Origin of the sequence: Desulfomicrobium escambiense DSM 10707 (assembly GCF_000428825.1) — a bacterium.
Lineage (GTDB): Bacteria > Desulfobacterota > Desulfovibrionia > Desulfovibrionales > Desulfomicrobiaceae > Desulfomicrobium > Desulfomicrobium escambiense.
Genome location: NZ_AUAR01000020.1, coordinates 16,383 through 39,782 on the forward strand (window position 1 = coordinate 16,383; position 23,400 = coordinate 39,782).

Annotated in this window: 25 protein-coding genes, 1 tRNA gene and 1 pseudogene; 22 read left to right on the top strand and 5 right to left on the bottom strand. The window is 65.4% G+C overall.

The genetic code is table 11. The annotated features are described in order from the left end of the window. Positions 1 to 143: 143 nt before the first annotated feature. Positions 144 to 220, bottom strand: a tRNA-Pro gene (locus G394_RS0113750). A 170-nt stretch (positions 221 to 390) separates the two neighbouring features. Between G394_RS0113750 and G394_RS0113755 the strand changes: the two genes are divergently transcribed. From G394_RS0113755 to G394_RS0113765, 3 genes are read left to right on the top strand one after another with little or no spacing between them, the layout of a single operon-like run. Continuing rightward, positions 391 to 1,854, top strand: coding sequence for an HD domain-containing phosphohydrolase (locus G394_RS0113755; RefSeq protein WP_028578148.1), 1,464 nt, complete (start codon positions 391 to 393; stop codon positions 1,852 to 1,854). Between the two features lie 41 nt (positions 1,855 to 1,895). Further along, positions 1,896 to 2,747, top strand: coding sequence for a pseudouridine synthase (locus G394_RS19300; RefSeq protein ID WP_169725570.1), 852 nt, complete (start codon positions 1,896 to 1,898; stop codon positions 2,745 to 2,747). A 13-nt stretch (positions 2,748 to 2,760) separates the two neighbouring features. Next, positions 2,761 to 3,180, top strand: coding sequence for a DUF1499 domain-containing protein (locus G394_RS0113765; RefSeq protein ID WP_051307204.1), 420 nt, complete (start codon positions 2,761 to 2,763; stop codon positions 3,178 to 3,180). 38 nt (positions 3,181 to 3,218) lie between these two features. Here G394_RS0113765 and ftsY read toward each other — a convergent pair whose 3' ends face one another. Both ftsY and G394_RS19305 read right to left on the bottom strand, forming a co-directional pair. After that, on the bottom strand, positions 3,219 to 4,799 hold the full coding sequence (gene ftsY, locus G394_RS0113770; RefSeq protein ID WP_028578150.1) for a signal recognition particle-docking protein FtsY: 1,581 nt from the start codon (positions 4,797 to 4,799) through the stop codon (positions 3,219 to 3,221). A gap of 34 nt (positions 4,800 to 4,833) precedes the next feature. Further along, positions 4,834 to 5,517, bottom strand: coding sequence for a Smr/MutS family protein (locus G394_RS19305; protein WP_043776009.1), 684 nt, complete (start codon positions 5,515 to 5,517; stop codon positions 4,834 to 4,836). 175 nt (positions 5,518 to 5,692) lie between these two features. Between G394_RS19305 and G394_RS0113780 the strand changes: the two genes are divergently transcribed. Next, complete coding sequence (locus G394_RS0113780) at positions 5,693 to 6,658, top strand: response regulator transcription factor (RefSeq protein WP_028578151.1); 966 nt, start codon at positions 5,693 to 5,695, stop codon at positions 6,656 to 6,658. Positions 6,659 to 6,661: 3 nt separating this feature from the next. Here the strand turns inward: G394_RS0113780 and G394_RS0113785 are convergent, their stop codons facing one another. Next, the gene (locus tag G394_RS0113785) at positions 6,662 to 7,510 is read right to left on the bottom strand and encodes an HDOD domain-containing protein (RefSeq protein ID WP_028578152.1); all 849 of its coding nucleotides are present in this window, start codon (positions 7,508 to 7,510) and stop codon (positions 6,662 to 6,664) included. A 138-nt stretch (positions 7,511 to 7,648) separates the two neighbouring features. Between G394_RS0113785 and G394_RS19310 the strand changes: the two genes are divergently transcribed. From G394_RS19310 to G394_RS0113810, 5 genes are read left to right on the top strand one after another with little or no spacing between them, the layout of a single operon-like run. Next, the gene (locus tag G394_RS19310) at positions 7,649 to 9,292 is read left to right on the top strand and encodes an MBL fold metallo-hydrolase RNA specificity domain-containing protein (RefSeq protein ID WP_043776012.1); all 1,644 of its coding nucleotides are present in this window, start codon (positions 7,649 to 7,651) and stop codon (positions 9,290 to 9,292) included. A 3-nt stretch (positions 9,293 to 9,295) separates the two neighbouring features. Further along, entirely contained in the window at positions 9,296 to 9,910 is a 615-nt protein-coding gene (rsmD, locus tag G394_RS0113795) for a 16S rRNA (guanine(966)-N(2))-methyltransferase RsmD (protein ID WP_028578153.1), read from the top strand. Beyond that, positions 9,841 to 10,383, top strand: a complete 543-nt coding sequence (coaD, locus tag G394_RS0113800) for a pantetheine-phosphate adenylyltransferase (RefSeq protein WP_028578154.1) — start codon at positions 9,841 to 9,843, stop codon at positions 10,381 to 10,383. Before rsmD ends, coaD begins: the two co-directional genes overlap by 70 nt. Beyond that, positions 10,380 to 11,303 (top strand): tRNA (adenosine(37)-N6)-dimethylallyltransferase MiaA, encoded by a 924-nt coding sequence (gene miaA, locus G394_RS0113805; RefSeq protein ID WP_028578155.1) that lies wholly within the window; start codon positions 10,380 to 10,382, stop codon positions 11,301 to 11,303. Before coaD ends, miaA begins: the two co-directional genes overlap by 4 nt. Before the next feature lie 58 nt (positions 11,304 to 11,361). Next, complete coding sequence (locus G394_RS0113810) at positions 11,362 to 12,249, top strand: hypothetical protein (RefSeq protein ID WP_028578156.1); 888 nt, start codon at positions 11,362 to 11,364, stop codon at positions 12,247 to 12,249. 63 nt (positions 12,250 to 12,312) lie between these two features. Here G394_RS0113810 and G394_RS0113815 read toward each other — a convergent pair whose 3' ends face one another. Next, on the bottom strand, positions 12,313 to 12,510 hold the full coding sequence (locus G394_RS0113815) for a twin-arginine translocase TatA/TatE family subunit (protein ID WP_028578157.1): 198 nt from the start codon (positions 12,508 to 12,510) through the stop codon (positions 12,313 to 12,315). 166 nt (positions 12,511 to 12,676) lie between these two features. Here G394_RS0113815 and G394_RS0113820 point away from each other — a divergent pair, with 166 nt between their 5' ends. The 13 genes and pseudogenes from G394_RS0113820 to G394_RS0113880 all read left to right on the top strand — a co-directional run bounded on the left by G394_RS0113820 (position 12,677) and on the right by G394_RS0113880 (position 23,379). After that, positions 12,677 to 13,063 carry a hypothetical protein gene (locus G394_RS0113820; RefSeq protein ID WP_028578158.1) on the top strand — a complete coding sequence of 129 codons (387 nt, stop codon included), beginning with the start codon at positions 12,677 to 12,679 and terminating at the stop codon, positions 13,061 to 13,063. Between the two features lie 9 nt (positions 13,064 to 13,072). Continuing rightward, complete coding sequence (locus G394_RS0113825) at positions 13,073 to 13,825, top strand: hypothetical protein (protein ID WP_028578159.1); 753 nt, start codon at positions 13,073 to 13,075, stop codon at positions 13,823 to 13,825. Positions 13,826 to 13,841: 16 nt separating this feature from the next. Then, positions 13,842 to 14,411 carry a helix-turn-helix domain-containing protein gene (locus G394_RS0113830; protein WP_028578160.1) on the top strand — a complete coding sequence of 190 codons (570 nt, stop codon included), beginning with the start codon at positions 13,842 to 13,844 and terminating at the stop codon, positions 14,409 to 14,411. Positions 14,412 to 14,436: 25 nt separating this feature from the next. After that, positions 14,437 to 16,089, top strand: a complete 1,653-nt coding sequence (locus G394_RS0113835) for an AMP-binding protein (protein ID WP_028578161.1) — start codon at positions 14,437 to 14,439, stop codon at positions 16,087 to 16,089. Between the two features lie 2 nt (positions 16,090 to 16,091). Then, positions 16,092 to 16,766: an HAD family hydrolase gene (locus G394_RS0113840; protein ID WP_028578162.1), complete on the top strand. Its 675-nt coding sequence runs from the start codon at positions 16,092 to 16,094 to the stop codon at positions 16,764 to 16,766. A 75-nt stretch (positions 16,767 to 16,841) separates the two neighbouring features. Continuing rightward, positions 16,842 to 17,135: a YggT family protein gene (locus tag G394_RS0113845; protein WP_028578163.1), complete on the top strand. Its 294-nt coding sequence runs from the start codon at positions 16,842 to 16,844 to the stop codon at positions 17,133 to 17,135. A gap of 9 nt (positions 17,136 to 17,144) precedes the next feature. Next, positions 17,145 to 17,453 carry a DUF167 domain-containing protein gene (locus G394_RS0113850; protein ID WP_028578164.1) on the top strand — a complete coding sequence of 103 codons (309 nt, stop codon included), beginning with the start codon at positions 17,145 to 17,147 and terminating at the stop codon, positions 17,451 to 17,453. A 29-nt stretch (positions 17,454 to 17,482) separates the two neighbouring features. Beyond that, a complete protein-coding gene (locus G394_RS0113855; protein ID WP_028578165.1) occupies positions 17,483 to 17,713 on the top strand; it encodes a hypothetical protein in 231 nt (76 codons plus the stop codon). A 5-nt stretch (positions 17,714 to 17,718) separates the two neighbouring features. Then, complete coding sequence (gene ilvB / locus G394_RS0113860) at positions 17,719 to 19,407, top strand: biosynthetic-type acetolactate synthase large subunit (protein ID WP_028578166.1); 1,689 nt, start codon at positions 17,719 to 17,721, stop codon at positions 19,405 to 19,407. A gap of 9 nt (positions 19,408 to 19,416) precedes the next feature. Continuing rightward, entirely contained in the window at positions 19,417 to 19,905 is a 489-nt protein-coding gene (gene ilvN / locus G394_RS0113865; RefSeq protein WP_028578167.1) for an acetolactate synthase small subunit, read from the top strand. Between the two features lie 40 nt (positions 19,906 to 19,945). Further along, positions 19,946 to 20,953: pseudogene (ilvC, locus tag G394_RS0113870) on the top strand (ketol-acid reductoisomerase); the annotation flags it as partial. A gap of 63 nt (positions 20,954 to 21,016) precedes the next feature. Then, positions 21,017 to 23,125, top strand: coding sequence for an ATPase, T2SS/T4P/T4SS family (locus tag G394_RS0113875; RefSeq protein WP_028578169.1), 2,109 nt, complete (start codon positions 21,017 to 21,019; stop codon positions 23,123 to 23,125). A 2-nt stretch (positions 23,126 to 23,127) separates the two neighbouring features. Continuing rightward, the gene (locus G394_RS0113880; protein ID WP_028578170.1) at positions 23,128 to 23,379 is read left to right on the top strand and encodes a hypothetical protein; all 252 of its coding nucleotides are present in this window, start codon (positions 23,128 to 23,130) and stop codon (positions 23,377 to 23,379) included. Positions 23,380 to 23,400: the final 21 nt, after the last annotated feature.

Here is a 23,400-nt window from a genome sequence, read left to right on the forward strand (position 1 = left end):
GGAGGGTCCGATACGGCGGCACATGAAGGTCGTCATTCCGGAGCCAAACAGTGAAATGCTGGTTCCCGGTCGCCTTGTATTACCGGAAAAGAGTGCAAAAAAAATAGGGCTTGGATTTTTTATATCCAAGCCCTTGATTTTTATGGTCGGGATGAGAGGATTTGAACCTCCGGTCTCTGCGTCCCGAACGCAGCGCTCTACCAGACTGAGCCACATCCCGAATGAGGAAATGGCATCTACCCAAGATGGTTTTTCTTGGCAAGGATTATTTTCATCCTTGCCCTGTGTTGTCAGGTCATTGTTTTTCAAATACGAAAATGGCGTGTTCCAACGTCAACGGCTTCGGCGAGGCCGGCCCGGGAAGGGCGGTCTGGCTGGAGAGGTGGGAAGATGACTTCTTCGTTTCACGTGCTGGTGGTGGACGACGAGCCTGCCCTGAGGGAAATCTGCGAGGAGGCCCTCGGCGGCGCGGGGTATCGCGTCACCCTGGCCGCCAACGGGCAGGAAGCCCTGGCCAAGGCCTGCGAGCGCTGTTTCGATCTGGTCATCAGCGACCTGCGCATGCCCGCCATGAACGGCCAGGATCTCCTCAGCCAGATCCGGCAGCGCAACATCGACTCGGACTTCCTGGTCATCACCGGCTACGGCACCACCGAGACGGCCGTGGACCTCATGAAGAACGGGGCGGCCGACTACATCGCCAAGCCCTTCGACATCAAGCACCTGCTGCTGCGCGTGCGCTCGGTCATGGAGCAGCGCCGGCTGCGCAAGGAGCAGGAGAAGCTCTCGGCCGTGGTGCGCATGCTTGGCCTGAGCAAGCGCCTGGGCAGCCAGCTCAACCATCTGGCCGTGGTCGAGGAGTTCCTGAGCCACCTGCGCGAGAATTTCACGCCCGACGCCATCTGCCTGCTCATGCCGGAGATGATGGAGCAAAAGCCCTGCCGCATCCAGGGGCGGCTTTTGGAAACGAGCGAACTGCTGCGCGTCTTCGTGACGAAGCTGTGCGACAAGATCATGCGCCACGGCCGCTCCTACCTGCTGGACCAGTTCACCTTGCGGCAATCCTCCTTCAACACCGCCTTTTTCCCGCAGGGCTTCCCGTATTCCGTCATGGCCGTGCCCCTGGACCTGCCGCACAAGCGGGTCGGCGTCATCGCCCTGGTGCGCGACGAGAAAAACGCCCTGTACCGCGAGCAGGACCTCCAGCTTCTGGGAGTCTTCGCCTCGCACACGGCCTCGGCACTGCAGAACTCGCACCTCTATTCGCGCCTGCGGACCATGAACCAGGACGTGATCCGCTCCTTTGCCCAGGCCGTGGAGGTCAAGGACTACTACACCCGCGGGCACTCCGAACGCGTGGCCGAGTACGCCTGCCGGCTGGCGCGGGCGCTGGGGCTGGGGACCAAGGAGATCGACCTTCTGCACATGGCCGGCATGCTGCACGACATCGGCAAGATCGGCATCCCCGACCACATCCTGAACAAGCCGGGAGCCCTGACCGAGGACGAGTACGAGATCATGAAGCGCCACAGCGTCATGGGCCGCGAGATTCTCGGCCAGGTCGAGGCCATGAAGGACATCACGGGCCTCATCTACCACCACCACGAGCGTCTGGACGGCCAGGGCTACCCCGATGGCCTGGCCGGCGACGAGATCCCCTTCCTGGCCCGCATCATCTGCCTGGCCGACAGCTACGAGGCCATGACCTCCAACCGCGCCTACCGGCAGGCCCTGCCCATGGACAAGGTCATGTACGCACTCGAACGCGGGGCCGGCACGCAGTGGGACCGGGAACTGACCGTGGCCTGGATGTCCATCGTGGAGCGGGAAAAGCCCGGCTACCCCCAGCAATGACCCTGCCGCAACACGCATCAGGGCTGGCGCTGCAAGCGCACATGAGCACGTTCCCGCACCCCGCACATCTTTCCCCCGAGCGGCTGGACAAGGTTCTGGCCGCCAATCTCGGCCTTGGGATCAGGCGCAGCCGGGCCTTGATCGAGGCCGGCCTGGTTCTGGTCGACGGCCGGCCGCTGGCCAAGGGCGGACTGGTGCTGCCCGGCCAGCTCGTCAGCGTTGCGGAACCGGCGGACGCGGGCCCAGGCGTCTGCGACGTCGCCGGCGTCGAGGTCGTTTTCAGCGCCATGGGGTTTGCGGCCATCTCCAAGCCCGGCGGGGTGCACACCGTGGCCGGGCGCGGCGGGAACAGCCTTGAAGGGTGCCTGCCGGGGCTGGGCCTGACCGGGTGGCGTCTCCTCAACCGTCTCGACCTGCTGACCGGCGGGCTGGTCCTGGCTGCCGCCGGGGAGCGGGAGGCCGCCCTGTACAAGGGGTGGCAGGAGGCCGGGCAGGTGCGCAAGTGGTACCTGGCCCTGGCCCATGGCTGCGTGGGGGAGCTTGAACTGACGGGGCTGATCCTGGACGACAAGCGCCGCGTGGTGCGCGTCACCGGGCAGGAAGACGAAGCCCTGCGCCATACGGTGGTCCGGCCGGTGCACGCCGTGGAGGGGAACACCCTGGTCCTGGTCCACATCCTCAAGGGGCGGCGGCACCAGATCCGCGCCCATCTGGCCCATGCCGGGCACCCCCTCGTCGGCGACCCCGTCTATGGCGTTGGCGAGCATGGCGGTCTTTTCCTGCACCACTGGAGGCTGGACATGCCTGGTTTCACGGCGGAACTGCCGCCGGAGTGGGACTTCGTCGATGTCCGCGCCGTCGAGGCGGTCCGTCTGTCCTTTCCTGCATCGTAACCCTGGAGGAAGCATGTTCCGGATTGCCCCGTGTCTTGCCCTTGCGGTCTGTCTGGGCCTGGCGTCCTGCGCCGCGGCCGGGCCTTCGGGACCGGACGGCGGCAGGCTGCGCGCCTGTCCCGGTTCGCCCAACTGCGTGAACTCTGAAGAAGGGAGCGCCCCGCCCCTGCCCGTGATCGGCGAAGACGGCTGGGCGCGGCTGCGCGAGGCGATCGTCTCGCTCGGCGGCAGCATCGAGCGAGAGGAGGGCGGGTACCTGCACGCCACCTTCCGTTCCCGCCTCTTTGGCTTCATGGACGATCTGGAATGCCGCCGGGACGGCGATGTGGTTCAGGTGCGCTCGGCTTCGCGCACTGGCTGGTGGGACCTGGGCGTCAACAGGCGGCGGGTGGAGAGCCTCCGGCGGGCGCTGGGGGATGCGACGGGGAAGTAGGACGATGCGGGCGGGACCATGATCCCGCCCGCGTTTTTTCAGTCGAAGAGGGCGCTGGCGAATTCCTGGCCCGAGAAGGGGCGCAGGTCTTCCATCTTTTCGCCCAGTCCCACGAAGCTGATGGGGATCTTGAACTCCAGGGCGATGGCCACGATGATGCCGCCCTTGGCCGTGCCGTCGAGCTTGGTCAGGATGACCTCGTCCACGGGCGAGGCCTGGGAGAAGAGCTTGACCTGGGACAGGGCGTTCTGGCCCGTGGTGGCGTCCAGCACCAGGACGGTGCGGTGGGGCGCGCCGTCGAGTTTCTTGCCCAGGACGCGGTTTATCTTTTTCAGCTCCTCCATGAGGTTGTGCTTGGTCTGCAGGCGTCCGGCCGTATCCACGAAGACCAGGTCGTAACCCTCCTTCATGGCGTAATCCACGGCTTCGAAGGCCACGGCCGCCGGGTCACTGCCGTGGGTCTTGGCGTAGAAGCCGGCCCCGACCCGCTTGGACCAGACCTGCAGCTGCTCGATGGCCGCGGCGCGGAAGGTGTCGCCGGCCGCCACCAGGACCTTGCGGCCCTGCATCTGGGCGCGGTGGGCCAGCTTGGCGATGGTCGTGGTCTTGCCCGCGCCGTTGACGCCGATCATGAGCACCACCTCGGGCGCCTGGGGCACCGTGGGGGCCTTGGGCTCCAGGAAGACCGCGGCCAGTTCCTCCTTGAGCAGGGCCTTGAAGTCCGCAGCGTCGCGCCCGCCCGCCTGGCGGACCTTGGGCCGCAGGCGCTTCAGCAGCTCCTGCGTGGCGCTGACGCCCACATCGGCCATGAGCAGGATTTCCTCCAACTCCTCCCAGAAGGCGTCGTCGTAGCCTCCGGCCATGGACAGGAGCCTGTCGATGCGCATGGTCAGCTGCTCGCGCGTCTTGCCCAGGCCCGCCGAGAGCTTCAGGAAGAGGCGGTTGCGCTCGTCCTCCTCGTCCTCCAGCTCCAGGGCCAGGGCCATGCGGTACTGCAGTTCCGAACGGAACTCGTCCACATGGTCGTAGTCCATGTCCGAAAGCCACGTGTCGAAGCGGGCGATGAAATCTTCGGCCTCGGCCGTCGGCACGTCCAACTGCGCGAACAGAAAGCGCAGGCGGCCCCACAGGGCGTCGCCGCGTTTGGTCACGCCGTCCAGGATGTGCGTCATCCAGGTCGAAAGCTTGGGCTCGGCCTCGCCGAGGGCCTGCACCAGGGCCTGCTGCCAGGGCTCCAGGGCGGCCTTGGCCGTGGGCTTTTCCTGGAAGAGCACGGCCGGCTCCGTCGGGACGGGCGCCGTTTCCGTGGTCTCTTCGCCGCCGAAACCGAAAAGCCTGCGCCAGCCGCCTTCCTTGCGCGCGGGCTCGGCAGGTTGCTGCGGCTCCGTGGGCTTTGCGGGCTTGGCGTCCCGCGTCGCTTCGTCGGCCGGGACAGCCTGGGTGGGTTCCGGAGTTTGCGCTTCGCGGCGGGGCGGCTCGGGCGGTGTCGGGGCCCCTTCATGCGGGGGGGCTGCTTTGGGACGTTCCGGAGCCTCTGGGGCCTGCGGCGGCGCGGAGGCCTGGGGCTGCGTTTCGGTTTCGGAGCCCCAGAGTTTCTTGATGCGGGAGAAAAAGCCCATGTTCAGGTCCTTTGGTGATGCAGATGAATGAAATTCAGCCGTCCAGATCGACGAAGACGTCTTCCCAGACGATCTTGCCCCTGTCCTTGCGCACCTGGCGCAGCAGGAGATAGATGGCCCCGCTGCCGCCGTGCTTGGGCAGGGCGGTGGTGAAGGCCAGCACGACGCGCTTCAGGGGGGCCTGGGTCAGCCAGGCGGTCAGCTCTTGGCGCAGCACGCCCTGGCCCATGGGGGAGTTGCGGCCGCGCCCTGGGATGAGCAGCACGCAGCGCTTGCCTTCCATGTAGCAGCGCCGCAGAAAGTCAAGGACAGCGAGCTTGGCCTGGTCGGCGTTCATGCCGTGCAGGTCCAGGTGGGCCTGCACGCTGAACTCCCCGCCCTTGAGCTTGCGTAAGATCTTGGGGTCCAGCCCCCGGATCTGCCCGGTGATGAACTCGTGGGTGTAGTCCATCTCGAACTCAATGTTCTCCTCCAGCAGCCGGGCGAAGGTCGGCGGAGGGGCGGGGGCCGCCTGGGGCGGAGCCGCCGCCGGTGCCACGTCGCGGCCGCCCTTGTTCAGGGGGACCACGTCGGAGAAGGCGTGCAGGAAGAGCTCGTCCTCGGATTTTTCCCGAGGGCCTTCGGCCGGAGCGAGCGCCGTGGCCGCGGGCTTGCGTCGTTTTTTCATCCTGGCCTTGAGGCCTGGATCTTTTTCCAGCGATTTGAAAGGATTATGCATGTGTGGTGTCCACTGTGGACAGGGGCCATACACCATAACGCGTCCGAGGGCAAAACCCAAGGGCCCGGCCGCGCGCCGGGTCTGTGGACAAGGCGCCCCCGGGTCTGCTACCCGAAGGCGATGGCGGTTCCAGGCATCCGTGCATCCAACCCCCCGTAACGCAAAGGCGCAGCGCATGACCCAGACCATGGAAGACAAGGACAGGTTCACGTTCCTGCTCGTGGAGCCCGACGACGACGTCGCGCGGGAAATGATCGCCGTGCTGCGGCGGCTCGATCTGAAGGTCGATCACGTGCGCGGCCATCTCAAGGCCGTGGCCCTGACCGAGGACATCGCCTACGACTGCCTGCTCGTCTCCTCCCTGGGGGTGGACATCTCGGGCCTGGAACTCTGCGCCATGGTCCGGGCCCGTGAGTCCAGGCGTTCCCTGACTCCTGCCTACATCATCCTGTCGGGCCCCCAGGCCGACATGATCCCGATCTATTCGAGCCAGAACGAGGTCGACGACGTCATCGCCGCCCCCTGCCTCGACCTGGAGCTGGAATGGAGAATGCGCCGGGCCCTGCGGGCCATGTTCCTGTGCCGGAAGTACGGCGCGTCGCGCTTGCTGGACAGGGAGACGGGCCTGCTGACGCCCGATGGCCTGCGCATCTATCTGGGCGAGGAGGTCAACCGCATCGGCCGCCGGGAAGGGTGGGTTTCCCTGAGCGTCCTTTCGGTGCCGGGCCTGGCGGCCCTGCGCCTGAGCTACGGCGACGGCTGGATGGAGTGGTTCAAGAACGGCATCTGGGCTTCCCTGCGCCGGCAGCTGCGCAACTACGACCGGCTGGCATCCATGGACAACGGGTTCCTGTGCCTCGTCTCCCCCGACCTCGACGAGGAGGGCACGCGATCCATGCTGGCCCGGCTCGGCGCGGCCATCGGAGAATACCAATTTCAGGATGACGTCCCGACCGCGCGCATGACCCTGGCCGCACGGTATCTGTGCGTGCGGGTGCTGGGCGACTACAGGCAGTTCGACCGGACGAGCGACGTGCTGTGGAACTGGGTCTGCGAGAGGATGAACGAGCCCGCGCCCGAAGGGGTCATGGGGCACACGGGCGCCGTCGATCTCGAACTGCGCTGCACCACGGCCCCCTGAACCTCAGGCGAAGGCCTGGTTGACGAGCGTCTCCACCTTCAGGGCCACTTCCTCGACCACGGGCTGGTAGTCGTTTTCGAGCAGGAAGAGCGGGACGCCGAGGCCCTTCATGTCCGCCGTGAACATGGGGTTGAAGTGGTACCCGGCCTTGGTGGCGAGGTAGTCCGCCAGCTTGATGAGCATGATGGAGGGGGGGGAGTCCTGGGCCACCGCACGGTGATGGGCGTAGACCGCGAGCTGGACGTTTTTCGGGAATTTCCAGAGCTTGAGGGCCTTGGCGCTCAGGAGCGGGTGGCTGACGCCGAAGAGTTTCTCTTCGACGTCCATGGGGTCCCGTCCACCCTCTTCCCAGATCTTTGTCATCACGGTGAACTCTCCGGGCATCAGGGTGGCCATGACCACGTACCCGATGTCGTGCAGCAGCCCGGCCAGATACGTCCCGTCCTGTTCTTCCGGGGACATGGGAAAGAGGCTCGGGTAGTACTGGATGAGCTTCTTGGACAAGAGGGCCGTGCTCAGGCTGTGGGTCCAGAAACGCCGTATGGAGAACGAGGGCGGGAATGCGTTCTTGGTGACCGAGTCGGCCAGGGTCAGGTAGTAGACGATGCCCTTGACCTCGTTCAGACCCAGCCGCACAAGCGCCTTCTGCGGCGAGGTGATCTCGTCGAGGCCGCGGTACATGGGCGAGTTGGAGATGGCCATGATCCGGGCGCACAGGACGGGCTCGGCGCTCATGGCCTCGACGATGTCCTGCAGACGGGTGTTGGGGGCATTGAGGAGCTGCCACAGCCGGATGACCATCGGCTTGAGAGGGGGCAGATCCCGGTCGCTGAGTTTGTCCAGATTGATCATGGGTTGGTTCGTCTTGGCAAAAAGGTTGTCGCCCCGTCATGGGACACGGCGTGTCCTCGGGGCTAGCACACCCGGCCCTTCAAGGGCAATGGGTTGCGGGGCATTGTTTTCATCCATTTGAAATATAGGGAGAAAGAAATGAAGATAACGTTTCTTGGCGCGGCCCGGACCGTGACGGGCTCATGCTACGTGCTCGAATGCGAACACGCCCGTTTCGCCATAGATTGCGGCATGCATCAGGGCAACAGGGTCATCGAGGCGCGCAACTGGGACGAGAACGGCGTGTACCGTCCCGAAGCCCTCGATTTCATTCTTCTGACCCACGCCCACATCGACCATTCCGGGCTGCTGCCGCGCCTGGCGGCCAAGGGGTTCAAGGGCCGGGTGCACACCACCGCGCCGACCCGCGACCTGCTGACCATCATGCTCGAGGACAGCGCCCGCATCCAGGAGACCGACGCCCAGTGGCGCAGCACCAAGAAGCTGCGCGCCGGCGACCGGCCCGTGGAGCCCCTCTACACCGTGGAGCAGGCCCAGAAGGTCCTGAAGCAGCTGAAAATCGAGGAGTACAACACGTCATTCGAGCCGGCCCCCGGCATCCGCGTGGTCTTCAACGACGCGGGGCACATCCTGGGCTCGGCCTTCATCGAGCTGTGGGTCAAGGAGGGGGACGAGGAGACCAAGCTCGTCTTTTCCGGCGACCTGGGTCGCCCCAACCAGCTTCTGGTCCGCAACCCGCAGACCGTGGAGCACGCCGATTTCCTCTTTCTGGAGTCGACCTACGGCAGCCGCAACCACAAGAACGAGACCCAGAGCCGGCAGGAACTGGCAGAGGCCATCGCCTACAGCTACGAGCGCGGCGAGAAGGTCATCATCCCGGCCTTCGCCGTGGAGCGCACCCAGGAACTGCTGTACTCCTTCTATCTGCTGCGCAAGGAGGGGAAACTGCCCGAGAACCTGCCCGTCTACGTGGACAGCCCCCTGGCCATCAAGGCCACCGAAATCTTCCGTCGGCATTGGGACTATTACGACCACGAGACCAAGGAGCGGGTCAAGAACGGCGAGAACCCCCTGGAACTGCCCAACCTGCGCTACACCCTGACGGCCGAGGAGTCCCGGGCCATCAACACCTCCCAGGGTCCGGCCATCGTGATCGCCGGCAGCGGCATGGCCAATGCGGGGCGCATCAAGCATCACCTGCGGCACAACATCTGGAAGCCGGGCGCGTCCATCGTCTTCGTCGGGTTCCAGGCCGAGGGCACGCCGGGCAGGCGCATCGTCGACGGCGCCCAGACCATCCGCATCCTGGGGGAGGAGCTTTCGGTCAAGGCCAAGGTCTTCACTATCGGCGGCTTTTCGGGGCACGCCGGGCAGTCGCAGATCCTCGACTGGCTGTCCCACTTCCGCAATCCCGATGTGCAGATCTACCTGGTCCACGGCGAGCATTCCGGGCAGAAGGTCCTGGCCGAGCTGATCCGCGAGAAGTTCAAGTACGCCGTGCACATCCCGGACTATCTGGACGAGTGCCTGTTGGAGAAGGGCGGGCGTTTCGAGCTGACGGCGCGTCCGTCCCTGGCCGCCCCGCGCATCGATTGGGAATACCTGCTGGAGGAGACGACCGACAAGCTGGATCAGGTCCGGGAGCGGGTGGAGTTCATCCAGCGCATGGGCCTGTCCAACCAGGTGGAGATCCGCGGCAACCTGCTGGATATCAACGCGCGCTTCACCTCCATCCTTTCGGAGCTGATGTTCGAGCAGAAGCGCAAGAACGGTAAGGCCTAGTCCGTGCGCATCATCTCCGGGGAGTACCGCGGCAGGCGCATCCGCACCACCGAGGGGCCGGGCTACCGCCCGGCCACGGGCAAGGTGCGCGAGTCCCTCTTCTCCATGCTCGAATCCCAGGGCGTGGCCTGGGGCGGGACGAGGGTGGCCGACATCTTCGCCGGCAGCGGCTCCCTGGGGATCGAGGCCCTGAGCCGCGGCGCGGCGGAAGCGGTCTTTGTCGAGAAGGCCGCCCACGCCGCGGCCCTCATCCGCTCCAACCTCGATGAGCTGGGCGTCGCGCGGCAGCGTTTCCGGATCGTCAAGGGCGACGCCGCGCGCTGGCTGGGTGGGGACGGTACGGGCTCCTTCGGGCTGGTCTTCATCGACCCGCCCTACGGCAAGGACCTTTTTCTGCCGGCTCTGAGGCTGCTGCTTGACCGAAACGTCCTGGCGCGCGAAGGGCTGCTGTGCGCCGAGGTGGAGGCGGGGTTGGCCTTCGACGCCCCCCCGCACCCGGACCTGGCGCTCCTTCGCGACAAACTCTACGGACAGACAAGGATTTGCATATGGCGCAGAAATCAGAGCGCATCGCCGTCTACCCCGGCACCTTCGACCCCTTCCACAACGGACACCTGAGCCTGGTGCGCCGGGGCCTCGAGGTCTTCGACCGCATCATCGTGGCTGTGGCCAGGGACTCGGGCAAGAACCCGCTCTTCACCCTCGACGAACGCGTCGACATGATCCGCGAGGTCTTCCGCGGGCAGCTGCGCGTGGAGGTCGAGGCCTTTTCGGGCCTGCTGGTGGACTACGTGCCAGGCACGCAGGCCAACACCATCCTGCGCGGTCTGCGCGCCGTCTCGGACTTCGAGTACGAGTTCCAGATGGCCCTCATGAACCGCAAATTGAAGCCCAGCATCCACACCGTCTTCATGATGACGGACTACCGCTGGCTGTACATCAGCTCTTCCATCATCAAGGACGTGGCCAAGCTCGGCGGGGTCATCGAGGGGCTGGTGCCCGAGTCCATCCAGGCCCACATCGAGGCTCGGCTGGCCGAGACCCGTTCCGGCGCGGCCGTTCTGCCCGCCGGGGGGCCTGCCAAGGCATGAGCGTCACGAGTCTCGTCTGTCTGGTCGGGGCCACGGGCACGGGCAAGACCGCCGCGGCCCTGGCCCTGGCCGGGGCCCTGGGCGGCGGGGTGGTCAACTTCGACTCCCGCCAGGTCTACGCCGGCCTCGGCATCGTCACGGCCCAGCCCACGCCGCAGGAGCAGGCCGTCTGTCCCCACTCCCTCTACGGCTACCTGCCCGTGGACCGGCCCGTCCGGGCGGGCTCCTTCGCGGCCGAGATCCTGGCCCGGGCCGAGACCTACCGCAGCGAGGGCCTCGTGCCCATCCTCGTCGGCGGCACGGGCCTCTACCTGAAGAGCCTCGTCGACGGCCTGGCGCCCATCCCGGACGTCGACCCGCGCATCCGCGAGGAACTGGCGCGGGAGTGCGCGTCCGTCGGGTCGCCGGTCCTGTACGCCCGTCTGCGGGGCGTGGATCCGGACTACGCGTCCAAAATCCATCCCAACGACCCGCAGCGCATCTGCCGCGCCCTGGAGGTCTTCGCCGCCACGGGCCGGACCCTGACCTGGTGGCACGGCCAGACCCGCCGCCCGGAGGGGCTTCGCGCCCTCAAGATCGGCCTGCGCACGGACTTGGCGACGCTGACCCCGCGACTGGAGCGCCGCATCGGACTCATGCTCGAAGCCGGCGCCCTGGACGAGGTCCGTCTGGCCTACAAAGGCTGCCCGCACCGGGACGCCCCGGGGTTTTCGGGCATCGGCTGCCCCGAACTGCTGGCCGTGCTCCTGGACGGCCTGGATATGGCCCAGGCGCGGGCCGACTGGCTGCGCAGCACGCGGGCCTACGCCAAGCGCCAGCTGACCTGGTTCAACAAGGACGGGGACATCGCCTGGCACGACCCGGCGGATTTCGAGGGGATGACGGCCAGGGCCAGGGCGTTCCTGGAGTCCCCGGCGTAAGGGCCGGGTTGCGGCAGGTCGACCCTCGCGCTACAGATTTTCACGAAGGAGTGTATCCATGCAAGGACGCGTTTTCGGTGTGGTTGCGGCCCTGATGCTCTGGTCCACCCTGGTTCTGGCGGACCAGCGCGTGACGGTGCCGCTGGTTCAGGGCGAGGACAGGGCCTCGGCCGTGGGGCGCGGGTTCGACGAGGCCCTGGCCCTGGAAACTCAGACCATCGCTGGCCCGGCGCTGACGCCGGCGCGGCTCAAGGCCGTCATGGGCGTCCTGGCCAAAGAACGGGACACCCTGGTCCTGGGCTACAAGGAAGCGGTCGGTGACGTCGGCAACGCCACGGCCGGGGGCAACGCCACGGGCGAGACGTTGGCGCTCGACGTGCGGGTTCACGGCGCGGGCCTCAAGACCCGTTTGCGGGACATGGGCGTGCTCTCCACCCTGACGGGTCCGCTGCCGTACGTGCTCCGCCTGTCGGGCGTGGAGCCTTCGCGCACCAAGCGGCTTGGCGCCCTGCAGGAACTCTCGGGGCTCGCCCCGGTGGCCGCCGCCGATGAGGACGTGCCGGTTCTGACCCTGTCGCAGGGCCGGGACTGGAACGGTGTGCTGAGCCTCGGGGAGTGGAGTTCGACTCGCTCGGCCAAGACCCTGGACGAGGTCTGGCTGGCGGTGTGGAAGGACTATTTTTCCCGACCGGCGCAAGCCGGGGGGAGCGGGGCCGGGGTCGAGGTCCGCATCTCCGGCTGGCTTTCGAGCATGGGACCCATGGAGTTCGACCGTCTCATGGACGGCTGGAACGCGGAGATCGAGCGCAAGGCCCTGATCGGTGTGGAAATGGAAGGGCAGGGGCTGGCCGGCGTGTGGCGGATCACGACCGGGTCCAGGGACGCCCTGGTCCGGCGCCTGGAGGACGCGGCCAAGGCCCAGGGGCTGACGGTGCGGGTCAGGTAGGGGCTTTTGAAAACAAGAATCCCGGCCAAGGCCGGGATTCTTTCGATTTCAACCGTCTGAAATTCAGTCTTTCTTATCCGTTGTGTCCTTCGAGTCGGACTTGGGCGTCACGTCGATTTCTTCAGGCTCGCTGGTGGCCTTCTTGAAGTTCTTGATGGCCCGGCCCATACCTGAACCGATTTCAGGCAACTTGTTGGCCCCGAAAATGACCAGGACGATGACCAGAATGATGAGAAGCTCTGGGATGCCAATGCCGAACATGTATGCCTCCTCGGAAATGAATGCGCCTCATATACACATAGCCCTTCGGGCAGGTCAACAATTGGGTGACGAAGAAAAATCTTGGTTTCCGGATGGATGGAATGTATTCCCTAAATAGCCTGAGGTCATGCCCGCGGCATCCGGACGCCTTTGGAAGGGTGGTTGCGTGAGCCCGCCGCTTCCGCTGCCGGGCAAGGGCTGCCGCTTCTGGGCGGCGGGGCGCTGCCTCTACGAGGAGCGTCTCAACCCCGGCCTCCACACGGCTTTCGCCTGCGCCGCGCTGCAGGCCCTCGCGGACAGCTTCGACGCCTTCGTGGTCCGCGGCGAGAGCCTGGGCCTGTCTTCGGAGGAGGCCGGGCGAATCTGGGAGCGGCGCGTGGATGCGGCCTTGAACATTGGCCTCGACTGTGCAAATTTCGTCCCCCTGCCGGGCGAGGCCGGGGAGGTGCCCTGCGCGCACTTCCTGGACGGCGTCTGCCTGCTGCGCATGCCCTTATGCCCCGGGCGATGCCGCAGGTTCGTGCTGGCGGGTTCTGACGCGGATACGGTTTAAGGAGATCATATGACCGCAATGCTCGTGCATTTTCCCTGGATGCACCCGAGGCTGGGCCAGGGGCCCCTGCCCGAGGGGCTCGTCTTTTTCGACCCCGGCGTGGACATGGCCACGGACCGGCCGCGCTGGCGGCCCGAGGGCCTGCCCTGTTCGCCGGCCGAGGTGCGCGCGCTGCTGCGCAGCTACATGGAGTTCGGGGAGCGGTTTCCGCGCGCCTCGGACATGAAGGCCTACCAGGCCGCGGGACTGGACAATTTCTTCACGGGCACGAGCCTGGAATTCCGGTCGCAGCTCCTTGGCGGCGCCGAACCCGAGGCGGCCGACCCGCGCCGTCAGGCCCAGGTTCTGCTGGCCATGGCCCTCTCCCGCGAGGAGCAGTTCGTGGCCATGCGCGAGCAGGAAGGCCGGTTCGAGGCGGCCCGGGAAGGGTTCGCCGCGGTGCTGGGTCTCGACGATGAGGAGAGCTTCGCGGAACTCGGCGTGCCCGACGAGGTCATCTTCCCGCGGGCCGGCGCGGAGCTGCCCTGGAAATCCCTGCTGCCGTCCCTGCTGTGCTTCCTGCCCCGGGACGCGCGGCTGTACGTGACCGACGCCGACGTGCTGCGGGAGCTTGCGGCCCTGGATCTGGATTTTTCCCCTTGCGGTCAGGACGGCGCCCTGCTGTGCTGCCGGCTGGACGAGGACGGCCTGGAGCGGCTCTGCGGCGTCCGGGTCGAGCTGTCCGAACCCCTGACCATCGTGGCCCCGTCCCTGCAACCCTAACCAGCGAGACCTGAGTATGAGCAAAGAGCAACTCGGCAGACGCATCAAACGTTTCCGGGAAATGAACGAAATCAGCCTCGAAGATCTGGCTGCGCGCACCGGCCTGCAGCTTTCCTTTCTCAAATCCCTCGAAGAGGACTCGGTCTACCCGTCCCTGGGACCCCTGCTCAAGGTCGCCCGCGGCCTCGGCGTGCGCATGGGCACCTTCCTGGACGACGAACTCGGGCACGACCCCCTCATCGTGCGTCTGGGCGAACGTGAGGCGGGCCTGAACATGCTCGGCGGCAAGGACTGCCCCGTGGACATGAAGTTCTACTCCCTGGGCCGCGGCAAGACCGACCGGCACATGGAGCCCTTTTTCGTCGAGCTCATGCCGTCGGCCTGCGCCGAGCGCAAACTGTCGAGCCACGAGGGCGAGGAGTTCATCGTCGTGCACGACGGCGCCATCGAGGTCACCTACGGCCGCGAGGTGCTGACCCTGTCCAAGGGCGACTCCATCTATCTCAATTCCATCGTTCCGCATCATGTGGCCTGCAGCGGGGACTCCCCGGCCTCCATCTATGCGGTGCTCTACTTTCCGGAATAGTCCGGGATCATTCCAAGGGGGAGTCATGGACAAGCCAGCGTTGCGAGAAATTACCCTCGGGCAGATGCTCGACGAAGCCATCATGCAGCACCCGGACAACGAAGCCGTGGTCTACGTGGACCGCAATTTCCGCATGACCTACCGGGAGTTCGGCGAACTGGTCGACAACCTCGCCAAGGGCCTCATGGCCATGGGCGTGCAGAAGGGCGAGAAGGTCGCCATCTGGGCCACCAACGTGCCGTACTGGGTGGCCTTCCAGTTCGCCACGGCCAAGATCGGGGCCATCCTGCTGACGGTCAACACCTTCTACAAGAAGGCCGAGCTCGAATACCTGCTCAAGCAGTCCGAGTGCGAGAACCTGCTGCTCATCGATTCCTTCCGCGATACGGACTACGTGCAGACGGTCTACGAGCTGGTGCCCGAGCTCAAGACCCAGGAGCGGGGCTACCTGCGCAGCGAGAAGTTCCCGGACCTGAAGCGCGTCTTCTTCCTCGGGCAGGAGAAGCACCGCGGCATGTACTCCATGCCCGAGCTGCTGGCCCTGAGCCGCGTGACCGCCGAGGAGGACTACCGGGCCCGCCAGGCGTCCCTCGACGCGCACGACGTGGTCAACATGCAGTACACCTCGGGCACCACCGGGTTCCCCAAGGGCGTCATGCTGACCCACTACAACATCGGCAACAACGGCTTCTGGATCGGCGAGAACCAGAAGTTCACCCACAACGACCGGGTCTGCCTGCCCGTGCCCCTGTTCCACTGTTTCGGCTGCGTGCTGGGTGTCCTGGCGGCCATCAGCCACGCCGCCACCCTGGTCATCCTCGAAGGCTTCAGCCCCCTGCTGGTCCTGACGGCCGTGGAGGAGGAGAAGTGCACCGCCCTCTACGGCGTGCCGACCATGTTCATCGCCGTGCTCGAACACCGCTCCTTCTCCAGGTTCGACCTGTCGTCCCTGCGCACGGGCATCATGGCCGGTTCGCCCTGCCCGGTGCCTGTCATGGAGAAGGTCATGGACGTCATGAACATGAAGGAGATCACCATCTGCTACGGCCTGACCGAGACGTCCCCGGTCATGACCCAGACGCGGGTCAACGATTCGATGGAGCAGCGCACGCGCACCGTGGGCCGCGCCATGCCCGAGATCGAGGTGCGCGTGGTCGAGCCCGAGACGGGCGAGCCCGTGGCCCCCGGTGTGCAGGGGGAGGTCTGTTGCCGCGGCTACAACGTCATGAAGGGCTACTACAACAACCCCGACGCCACGGCCCAGGCCATCGACCCCGACGGCTGGATGCACTCGGGCGACCTGGGCGTCATGGACGAGGACGGGTACCTGAGCATCACCGGGCGCCTCAAGGACATGATCATCCGCGGCGGTGAGAACGTCTACCCGCGCGAGATCGAGGAGTTCCTGTACCGCATGGAGGGCATCAAGGACGTGCAGGTGGTCGGCGTGCCCAGCCGCAAGTACGGCGAGGAGGTCGGCGCCTTCGTCATCCTCAAGGAGGGCTTCGACTACGGGACCGAGGACATCCGCGACTTCTGCCGCGGGCAGATCTCCCGCTACAAGATTCCCAAGTACGTGGCCTTCCTCGACGAATACCCCATGACGGCCAGCGGCAAGATCCAGAAGTTCAAGCTGCGCGAGCTCGCCGGGCAGTATTTCCCTGAGGCCATGGGGTAGCCATGCCATCTCGTGCGGGCCGGCCCCGCCGTATCGACCTGGGGCTCGTCCGCGGCGTGGTCTTCGACTGCGACGGGGTCCTCTTCGACTCCCGCGACGTCAACCGCCACTACTACAACCACATCCTCCTGACCCTGGGCCTTGAGCCCATGAGCCCCGAGGATGAGGAGTACGCGTTCATGCACACCGTGGACGCGGCCATGGCCAGGATCATTCCCCCGGACCTCAGGACCAGAGCGGCCGCGGTCCAGGGGCACATGACCTACAACGACTTCATCGACCGCATGATCCCCGAGCCGGGGCTCTTCGAACTGGTGGAGGACCTGGCCCGGCGCGGGGTGCGCATGGCCGTCAACACCAACCGCAAGAACTCCATGGAGCTGGTCCTGGAACGCTTCGCCCTGACCGGCTACTTCGACCCGGTCATGACCGCGGCCAAGGTCGCCCGGCCCAAGCCGGACCCCGAGGGGCTGCGGCGCATCGTTGAAACCTGGGGAGTGGGCGAGGGGGCCATGGCCTACCTCGGGGACTCGTCCGTGGACCAGGAGACGACGGTGCGGGCGGGGGTGCCGTTCTGGGCCTACCGCAACCGGCAACTGGCCGCCCAACTCCATGTGGACAGTTTCCATGAACTGCGGCAATGGTTTGAAAGGGGATTTTTTGAGATAATCGATTAACGCTTGCGCGGCCATGGCGCACGGAGTATCCCGCCCCAGCGCCGCGCAGGAAGAATATATTCTTACGGAGGCTTCATGCCGGTTTTTTCGAGCCTGATCACGGCTGTATACTATGTGGTGGACAGCGTCCTGTCCCTGTATTTCTGGGTGGTCATCGCCGCGGTGGTCATGTCCTGGGTCAACCCCGACCCCTACAATCCCATCGTGCGCGGCATCCGGACCCTGACCGAGCCCGTGTTCTACCGGATCCGCAAGTGGATGCCGTTCACCTATTTCAGCGGCATCGACTTTTCGCCCTTCGTGGTCGTCCTGGCCATCAAGTTCATCCAGGTCTTCATGACGCGACTCCTGTCGCAGATGATGTTCTAGGGGGCGACGGTGGCGAAGGACCGCCCGGTCTGGGCCGGCCCGGCCAAGGACGGCGGGTGGCGGATCAGCCTCTGGGTGCAGCCCGGGGCGAAGAGGACGGAGCTGGCGGGCATGCACGGCGACCATCTCAAGATCCGCCTGCGCGCCCCGGCGGTTGACAACAAGGCCAACAACGCGTTGACAGTATTTGTGGCCGAGCTTTTCGGAATGAAGACCCAGCAGGTGGTCATCGAGTCCGGGCACGGGTCCCGGCACAAGAACCTGCTCCTGACGACCGAGGAAGAGCCCGACTGGGACGTCCTGTCCGGCCGGGCATGAGGATAACCATAACGCTAAGGAGACATCCTATGGAACAGCAAGACCTCGAACTGATTGCGGCCCACATGGGTCACGACGAGGAACTCAAGGCTCTGTGGGAGGAACATGTGGGCTACGAGAAGATCCTGGAGCGCTATTCGGGAAAGGCTGCGCTTTCTCCCGCGGAAGATCTCGAGGTGAAGGAGTACAAGAAGAAGAAGCTGGCCGGAAAGACCCGGATCCAGGCCCTGCTTGAAAAATACAGGAAACAGGAGGGATAGGAGCCATGGTGCTCACCGGTGCCCAGATTCTGATGGAGTGTCTGAAGCGGGAAGGGGTGGACCTCATCTTCGGTTTCCCCGGCGGCGCGGTCATCGACATCTACGATGAACTGCCCAAGCACCCGATCAGGCACATTCTCGTCCGGCACGAGCAGGCCGCGGTCCACGCCGCGGACGGCTACGCCCGGGCCTCGGGCAAGGTGGGCGTGTGTCTGGTCACGTCCGGCCCCGGTGCGACCAACACCGTGACCGGGATCGCCACGGCCTACATGGATTCCATTCCCCTCGTCGTCATCACGGGGCAGGTGCCCACGCACCTGATCGGCAACGACGCCTTTCAGGAAGCCGACATCGTGGGCATCACCCGGCCCTGCACCAAGCACAACTATCTGGTCAAGAACGTCGCCGATCTGGCGACGACCATAAAGCAGGCGTTTTACATCGCGCGGACGGGCAGGCCGGGGCCCGTCCTCATCGACCTCCCCAAAAACGTGGTCAACGCGGTCACGGAATTTTCCTACCCCGAGAGCATCAGCATCCGCAGCTACAACCCCAACGTGAACCCCAACCGCAAGCAGCTGCGCAAGGCCGCCGAGCTCATCGCCCTGAGCCGCCAGCCAGTCATCTATGCCGGCGGCGGCGTGGTCTCCTCGGACAGCGCGGCGGCGCTGACCAGGCTGGCGGACGAGTTTCACCTGCCCGTGACCACGACCCTCATGGGCCTGGGGGCCTATCCCGGCGACCGCCAGAACTGGCTCGGCATGCTCGGCATGCACGGCACCTACACGGCCAACATGGCCATCCACAGCTGCGACGTGCTCGTGTCCGTGGGCGCGCGCTTCGACGACCGCGTAACGGGCCGCGTCAACTCCTTCGCCTCGCGGGCCAAGATCATCCACATCGACATCGACCCCACTTCCATCAGCAAGAACGTGGTCGTGGACGTGCCCATAGTGGCCGACTGCAAGCAGGGGCTCGAAGGACTGCTCGAAGAGGTGGCCCGCATCAAAGATGTGGACTGGAAGGACAAGCACGCCGACTGGAATGCCTCCCTGGCCGAGATGAAGACCAAGCACCCCTTAGGTTACGCCAAGAACGGCGGGGCCATCAAGCCGCAGTGGGTGGTGGAGAAGATTTACGAGCTGTCCAAGGGCGAGGCAATCATCTCCACGGAGGTGGGGCAGAACCAGATGTGGGCTGCGCAGTTCTACACCTACAAGAAGCCCCGCACGCTCCTGACTTCCGGAGGTCTGGGGACCATGGGGTACGGTTTCCCGGCGGCCATCGGCGCGCAGTTCGCCTTCCCGGACAGGCTGGTCGTCGACATCGCCGGCGACGGGTCCATCCAGATGAACATCCAGGAACTGGCCACGGCCGTGAGCTACAACGTGCCCGTCAAGATCGTCATCCTCAACAACGGCTACCTGGGCATGGTCCGGCAGTGGCAGGAGCTCTTCTATCAGAAGAACTACTGTTCCACCTGCCTGCACGCCAACCCCGACTTCGTGGCCCTGGCCAAGGCTTACGGCGCAGCGGGGTATCTCGTCGACAAGCCCGAGGATCTGGAGGCGACCCTGGAGGCGGCCTTCGCCTATCCGGGACCGGTCATCGTCGACGTGCGCGTGGAGCCCGAGGAGAACGTCGCGCCCATGGTCCCGGCCGGCGCGGCCCTGTCCGAAATGCTGCTGGTTTAGGAGGCCGCCATGAGACATGTCCTTTCCATTCTCGTCGAGAACGAACCCGGAGTCCTGTCCCGCGTGGTCGGCCTGTTCAGCGGCCGCGGATTCAACATCGAGTCCCTGAACGTCGGCCCGACCCTGGACAACGGGATCTCCCACATCACCATCTGCACCAGCGGCGAAGAGCAGATCATCGAACAGATCATCAAGCAGCTGCACAAGCTCATCACGGTCATCAAGGTCGTGGACCTGACCCACCTGCAGGCCGTGGAGCGCGAGATCGTGCTGATGAAGGTCGGCGCCGAGGATGCCAAGCGGGCCGAGGTGCTCAGGATCGCGGATATTTTCAGATGCAAGGTCGTCGACGTCAGCCCGGACGAGCTGACGCTCGAAATCACCGGGGATCAGGGCAAGATCAAGGCCGTCGTGGCTCTGCTGCAGCGGTTCGGCGTGAAGGAGTTCATCCGCGCCGGCACCGTGGCCATGCGGCGCAGCATGCAGCTCGCCGACTGATCCATTTGGCAATGGGGCCCGACAGCGGGCATCACGAACCACGAGAGAAGGAGAAACCATGAAAGTTTACTACGACAAGGACGCCGATCTGAATATACTCAAGGACAAGGTCGTGGCCATCATCGGCTACGGCAGCCAGGGTCACGCCCATGCCCAGAACCTGCGCGACTCCGGCGTGCAGGTCATCATCGGCCAGCGTCCCGGCGGCCCCAACTGGCACCTGGCCCGCGAGCACGGCTTCGAGCCCGTCAGTGCGGCCGAGGCGGCCAAGAAGGCCGACATGATCCAGATCCTGGTCCAGGACCAGTACCAGCCCAAGGTCTTCCAGGAAGAGATCCTGCCCAACCTGACCGCCGGCAAGACCCTGGTCTTCGGCCACGGCTTCAACATCCACTACAACCAGATCGTCCCGCCCAAGGACGTCGATGTGGTCATGATCGCCCCCAAGGGACCCGGACACCTCGTGCGCCGCGAGTTCGAGAAGGGCGGCGGGGTGCCCTGCCTGGTGGCCGTGCACCAGGACGCCACGGGCCAGGCCCTGGCCAAGGCCCTGGCCTATGCGGCCGGCGTCGGCGGGACCCGTTCCGGCGTCCTTGAGACCACCTTCCGCGAAGAGACCGAGACGGACCTCTTCGGCGAGCAGGCCGTGCTGTGCGGCGGCGTGAGCGAGCTCATCCGCGCCGGTTTCGAGACCCTGGTCAAGGCCGGATACCAGCCCGAGATCGCCTTCTTCGAGTGCATGCACGAACTCAAGCTCATCGTGGACCTGCTCTACGAGGGCGGCTTCAAGAAGATGCACCACTCCATCAGCGACACCGCCGAGTACGGCGACTACGTGACCGGCCCGCGCGTCATCAACGACGAGTCCCGCAAGGCCATGCAGAAGGTCCTCGAAGAGATCCAGGACGGCACCTTCGCCCGCAACTGGATCCTGGAGAACAAGGCCGACCTGCCGTTCTTCCTGGCCCGCCGGCGTCAGAGCCACGAGCATCAGGTGGAGCAGGTCGGCGACAGCCTGCGCGGCATGATGGCCTGGCTGAAGAAATAACACCGCTTCCGGGCGGCCTTCTCCCGGGCCGCCCGGCAGCCGACCAACGGGTGAGCGAGACGCATGTCAACCCCTTTGACAGAGGAACAACTCCTGTCCAAGGCCTGGGGCCTCTTTGCCAAGGACGACTACGCGGGTGTGCTGAACATCTGCCGTAGCGGCTATGCCCAGGGCCTGCGGACCTACGACTTGGTCAGGCTCATGCTCGACAGCCTGAACAAGCTCGGCAAGGTCCAGGAGCAGGCCGAGGTCACCCTCAAGGTGCTGGGGGAGAACCAATACCCGCCCAAGGTCGCTGCCAAGCTCTACTTCCGCGCCGGCCTCATCTACCAGCATCAGGAAGACGTCGCCGAGGCGCGCCGCATCTTCGAGAAGGTCCGCATCCTCGATCCCGACTTCCCGGGCATCGAGCAGCGCATCAAGGCCCTCACGCCGCGGCCCGTGGCGTCGAGCAGCAGCCGCTATTCCTTCCTGCTCGACAAGGGCGTCATCACCGCCGAGCAGCTCTCCAAGGTTCTTTCCGTCGACAGCAAGGACCCTGACGGCGTCCTGCTCAAGGAATACAAGATCGCCAAGAAGGACCTGGGCGAGAGCCTGGCCCGCTTCTACGGCACGGAGTTCGTGCCGTTCTCCGCGTCCAAGGAGCCGCCCTTCGAGCTGTTCGAGAAGCGCCGGCTGGACCCCGATTTTCTCAAGCGCTACGGCTGGATTCCGTTTTCCCAGGAAGGCAACACCATCACGGTGCTCATGACCAACCCCTTCGACCTGGGGCGCCTGGACGAGATCCGCTTCATCTACGGCACGTCGAACGTGCAGGCCAAGGTCACCCTGGCCTCGGACATCGAGCAGTACATCGAGCATTTCTACAAGCAGTTCGGGGCCGGCGAGGACCTGGCCGCGGCCTTTGACGAGGACGTCGAAGCCGGCGACGTGGTGTCTGCCGCCGATGAAGGCGACGCGGAACTGAGCGACACGGACAGCGAGGTCGTGCGCATGGTCAACGCCCTGCTGGTCGAGGCCTGGCGCAAGAACGTCTCGGACATCCACATCGAGCCCAACCCGTACTCGAAATTTTGCATGTTCCGCTTTCGTCTGGACGGCACGTGCTACGAGTTCCGCAAGGTGCGCCTGCCCCTGGCCCGGCCCATCGTCTCGCGCCTGAAGATCATGGCCAGCCTGGACATCGCCGAGCGCCGCCTGCCCCAGGACGGCAAGATCAAGATCAAGCTCCCGGACCGCAACAAGGTCGTCGAATACCGCATGGCCACCATTCCCACCCTGGAGGGCATGGAGGACGTGGTCCTGCGCGTCCTGGCCTCGGGCAAGCCCCTGCCCCTCGACAAGCTGGGCCTGCTGCCCCGGAACAAGGCCGCCTTCGAGAAGCTCATCTACAAGCCCTACGGACTGATCCTCGTGGTCGGGCCCACGGGCTCCGGCAAGACCACGACCCTGCACTCGGCCGTGAGCTACATCAACACGCCCGAGCGCAAGATCTGGACGGCCGAGGACCCGGTGGAAATCACCCAGGAGGGCCTGCGGCAGGTGCAGGTCAACCCCAAGATCGGTCTGACCTTCGCCTCGGCCCTGCGCTCCTTCCTGCGCGCGGACCCCGACGTGATCATGATCGGCGAGATGCGCGACAAGGAGACGGCGCACATCGGCGTCGAGTCGTCCCTCACGGGCCACCTCGTGTTTTCGACCCTGCACACCAACTCCGCCCCCGAGACCGTGACGCGCCTTCTCGACATGGACCTCGACCCGTTCAACTTCGCCGACTCGCTGCTGTGCGTTCTGGCCCAGCGTCTGGTCAAGACCCTGTGCCCCAACTGCAAGAAACCCTATACGCCGCAGCAGCAGGAACTCGACGAGATGGCCATGGAATTCGGCCCAGGCTGGGAGATCCATGCCAAGGAGTTTCTGGAAGGCTCGCGGACCCTCTACCAGAAGGTCGGCTGCGCCCAGTGCGTTGGCGGCTACAAGGGCCGGCTCGGCATCCACGAACTCATGGCCAATTCCTCGGGCATCAAGCAGCAGATCAAGCATCGCAAGCCCACCGAGGAGATCCGCGCCCAGGCCGTGGTCGAGGGGATGCTCAGCCTCAAGCAGGACGGTATGCTCAAGGTCCTGGACGGCCACACGGACATGGACCAGGTCCGGGCCGTGAGCGGGTAGCCATGATTCTCTCCTCCAGTCAGCTCCGGGCCCTCAAGGAGCGCAACGACGAAGAGCTGCGTAAGGGCAAGCACGGCAAATACGGATACCCTGCCCACACCATCCAGGACCTGCTGCAGACCATCGAAGCCGTGAAGAAGGAAAAGAAGAAATGGAAGCAGCTGGCCCAGGACAGGGGCAAGGCGCTGCAGGAGATCTTCGCCACGGCCGCCAGGGCCGTGCCCGCGTCTTCCGAGGCCGAGAACGACCTGTAGTTCCCTCTTCCCCGGCTTTTC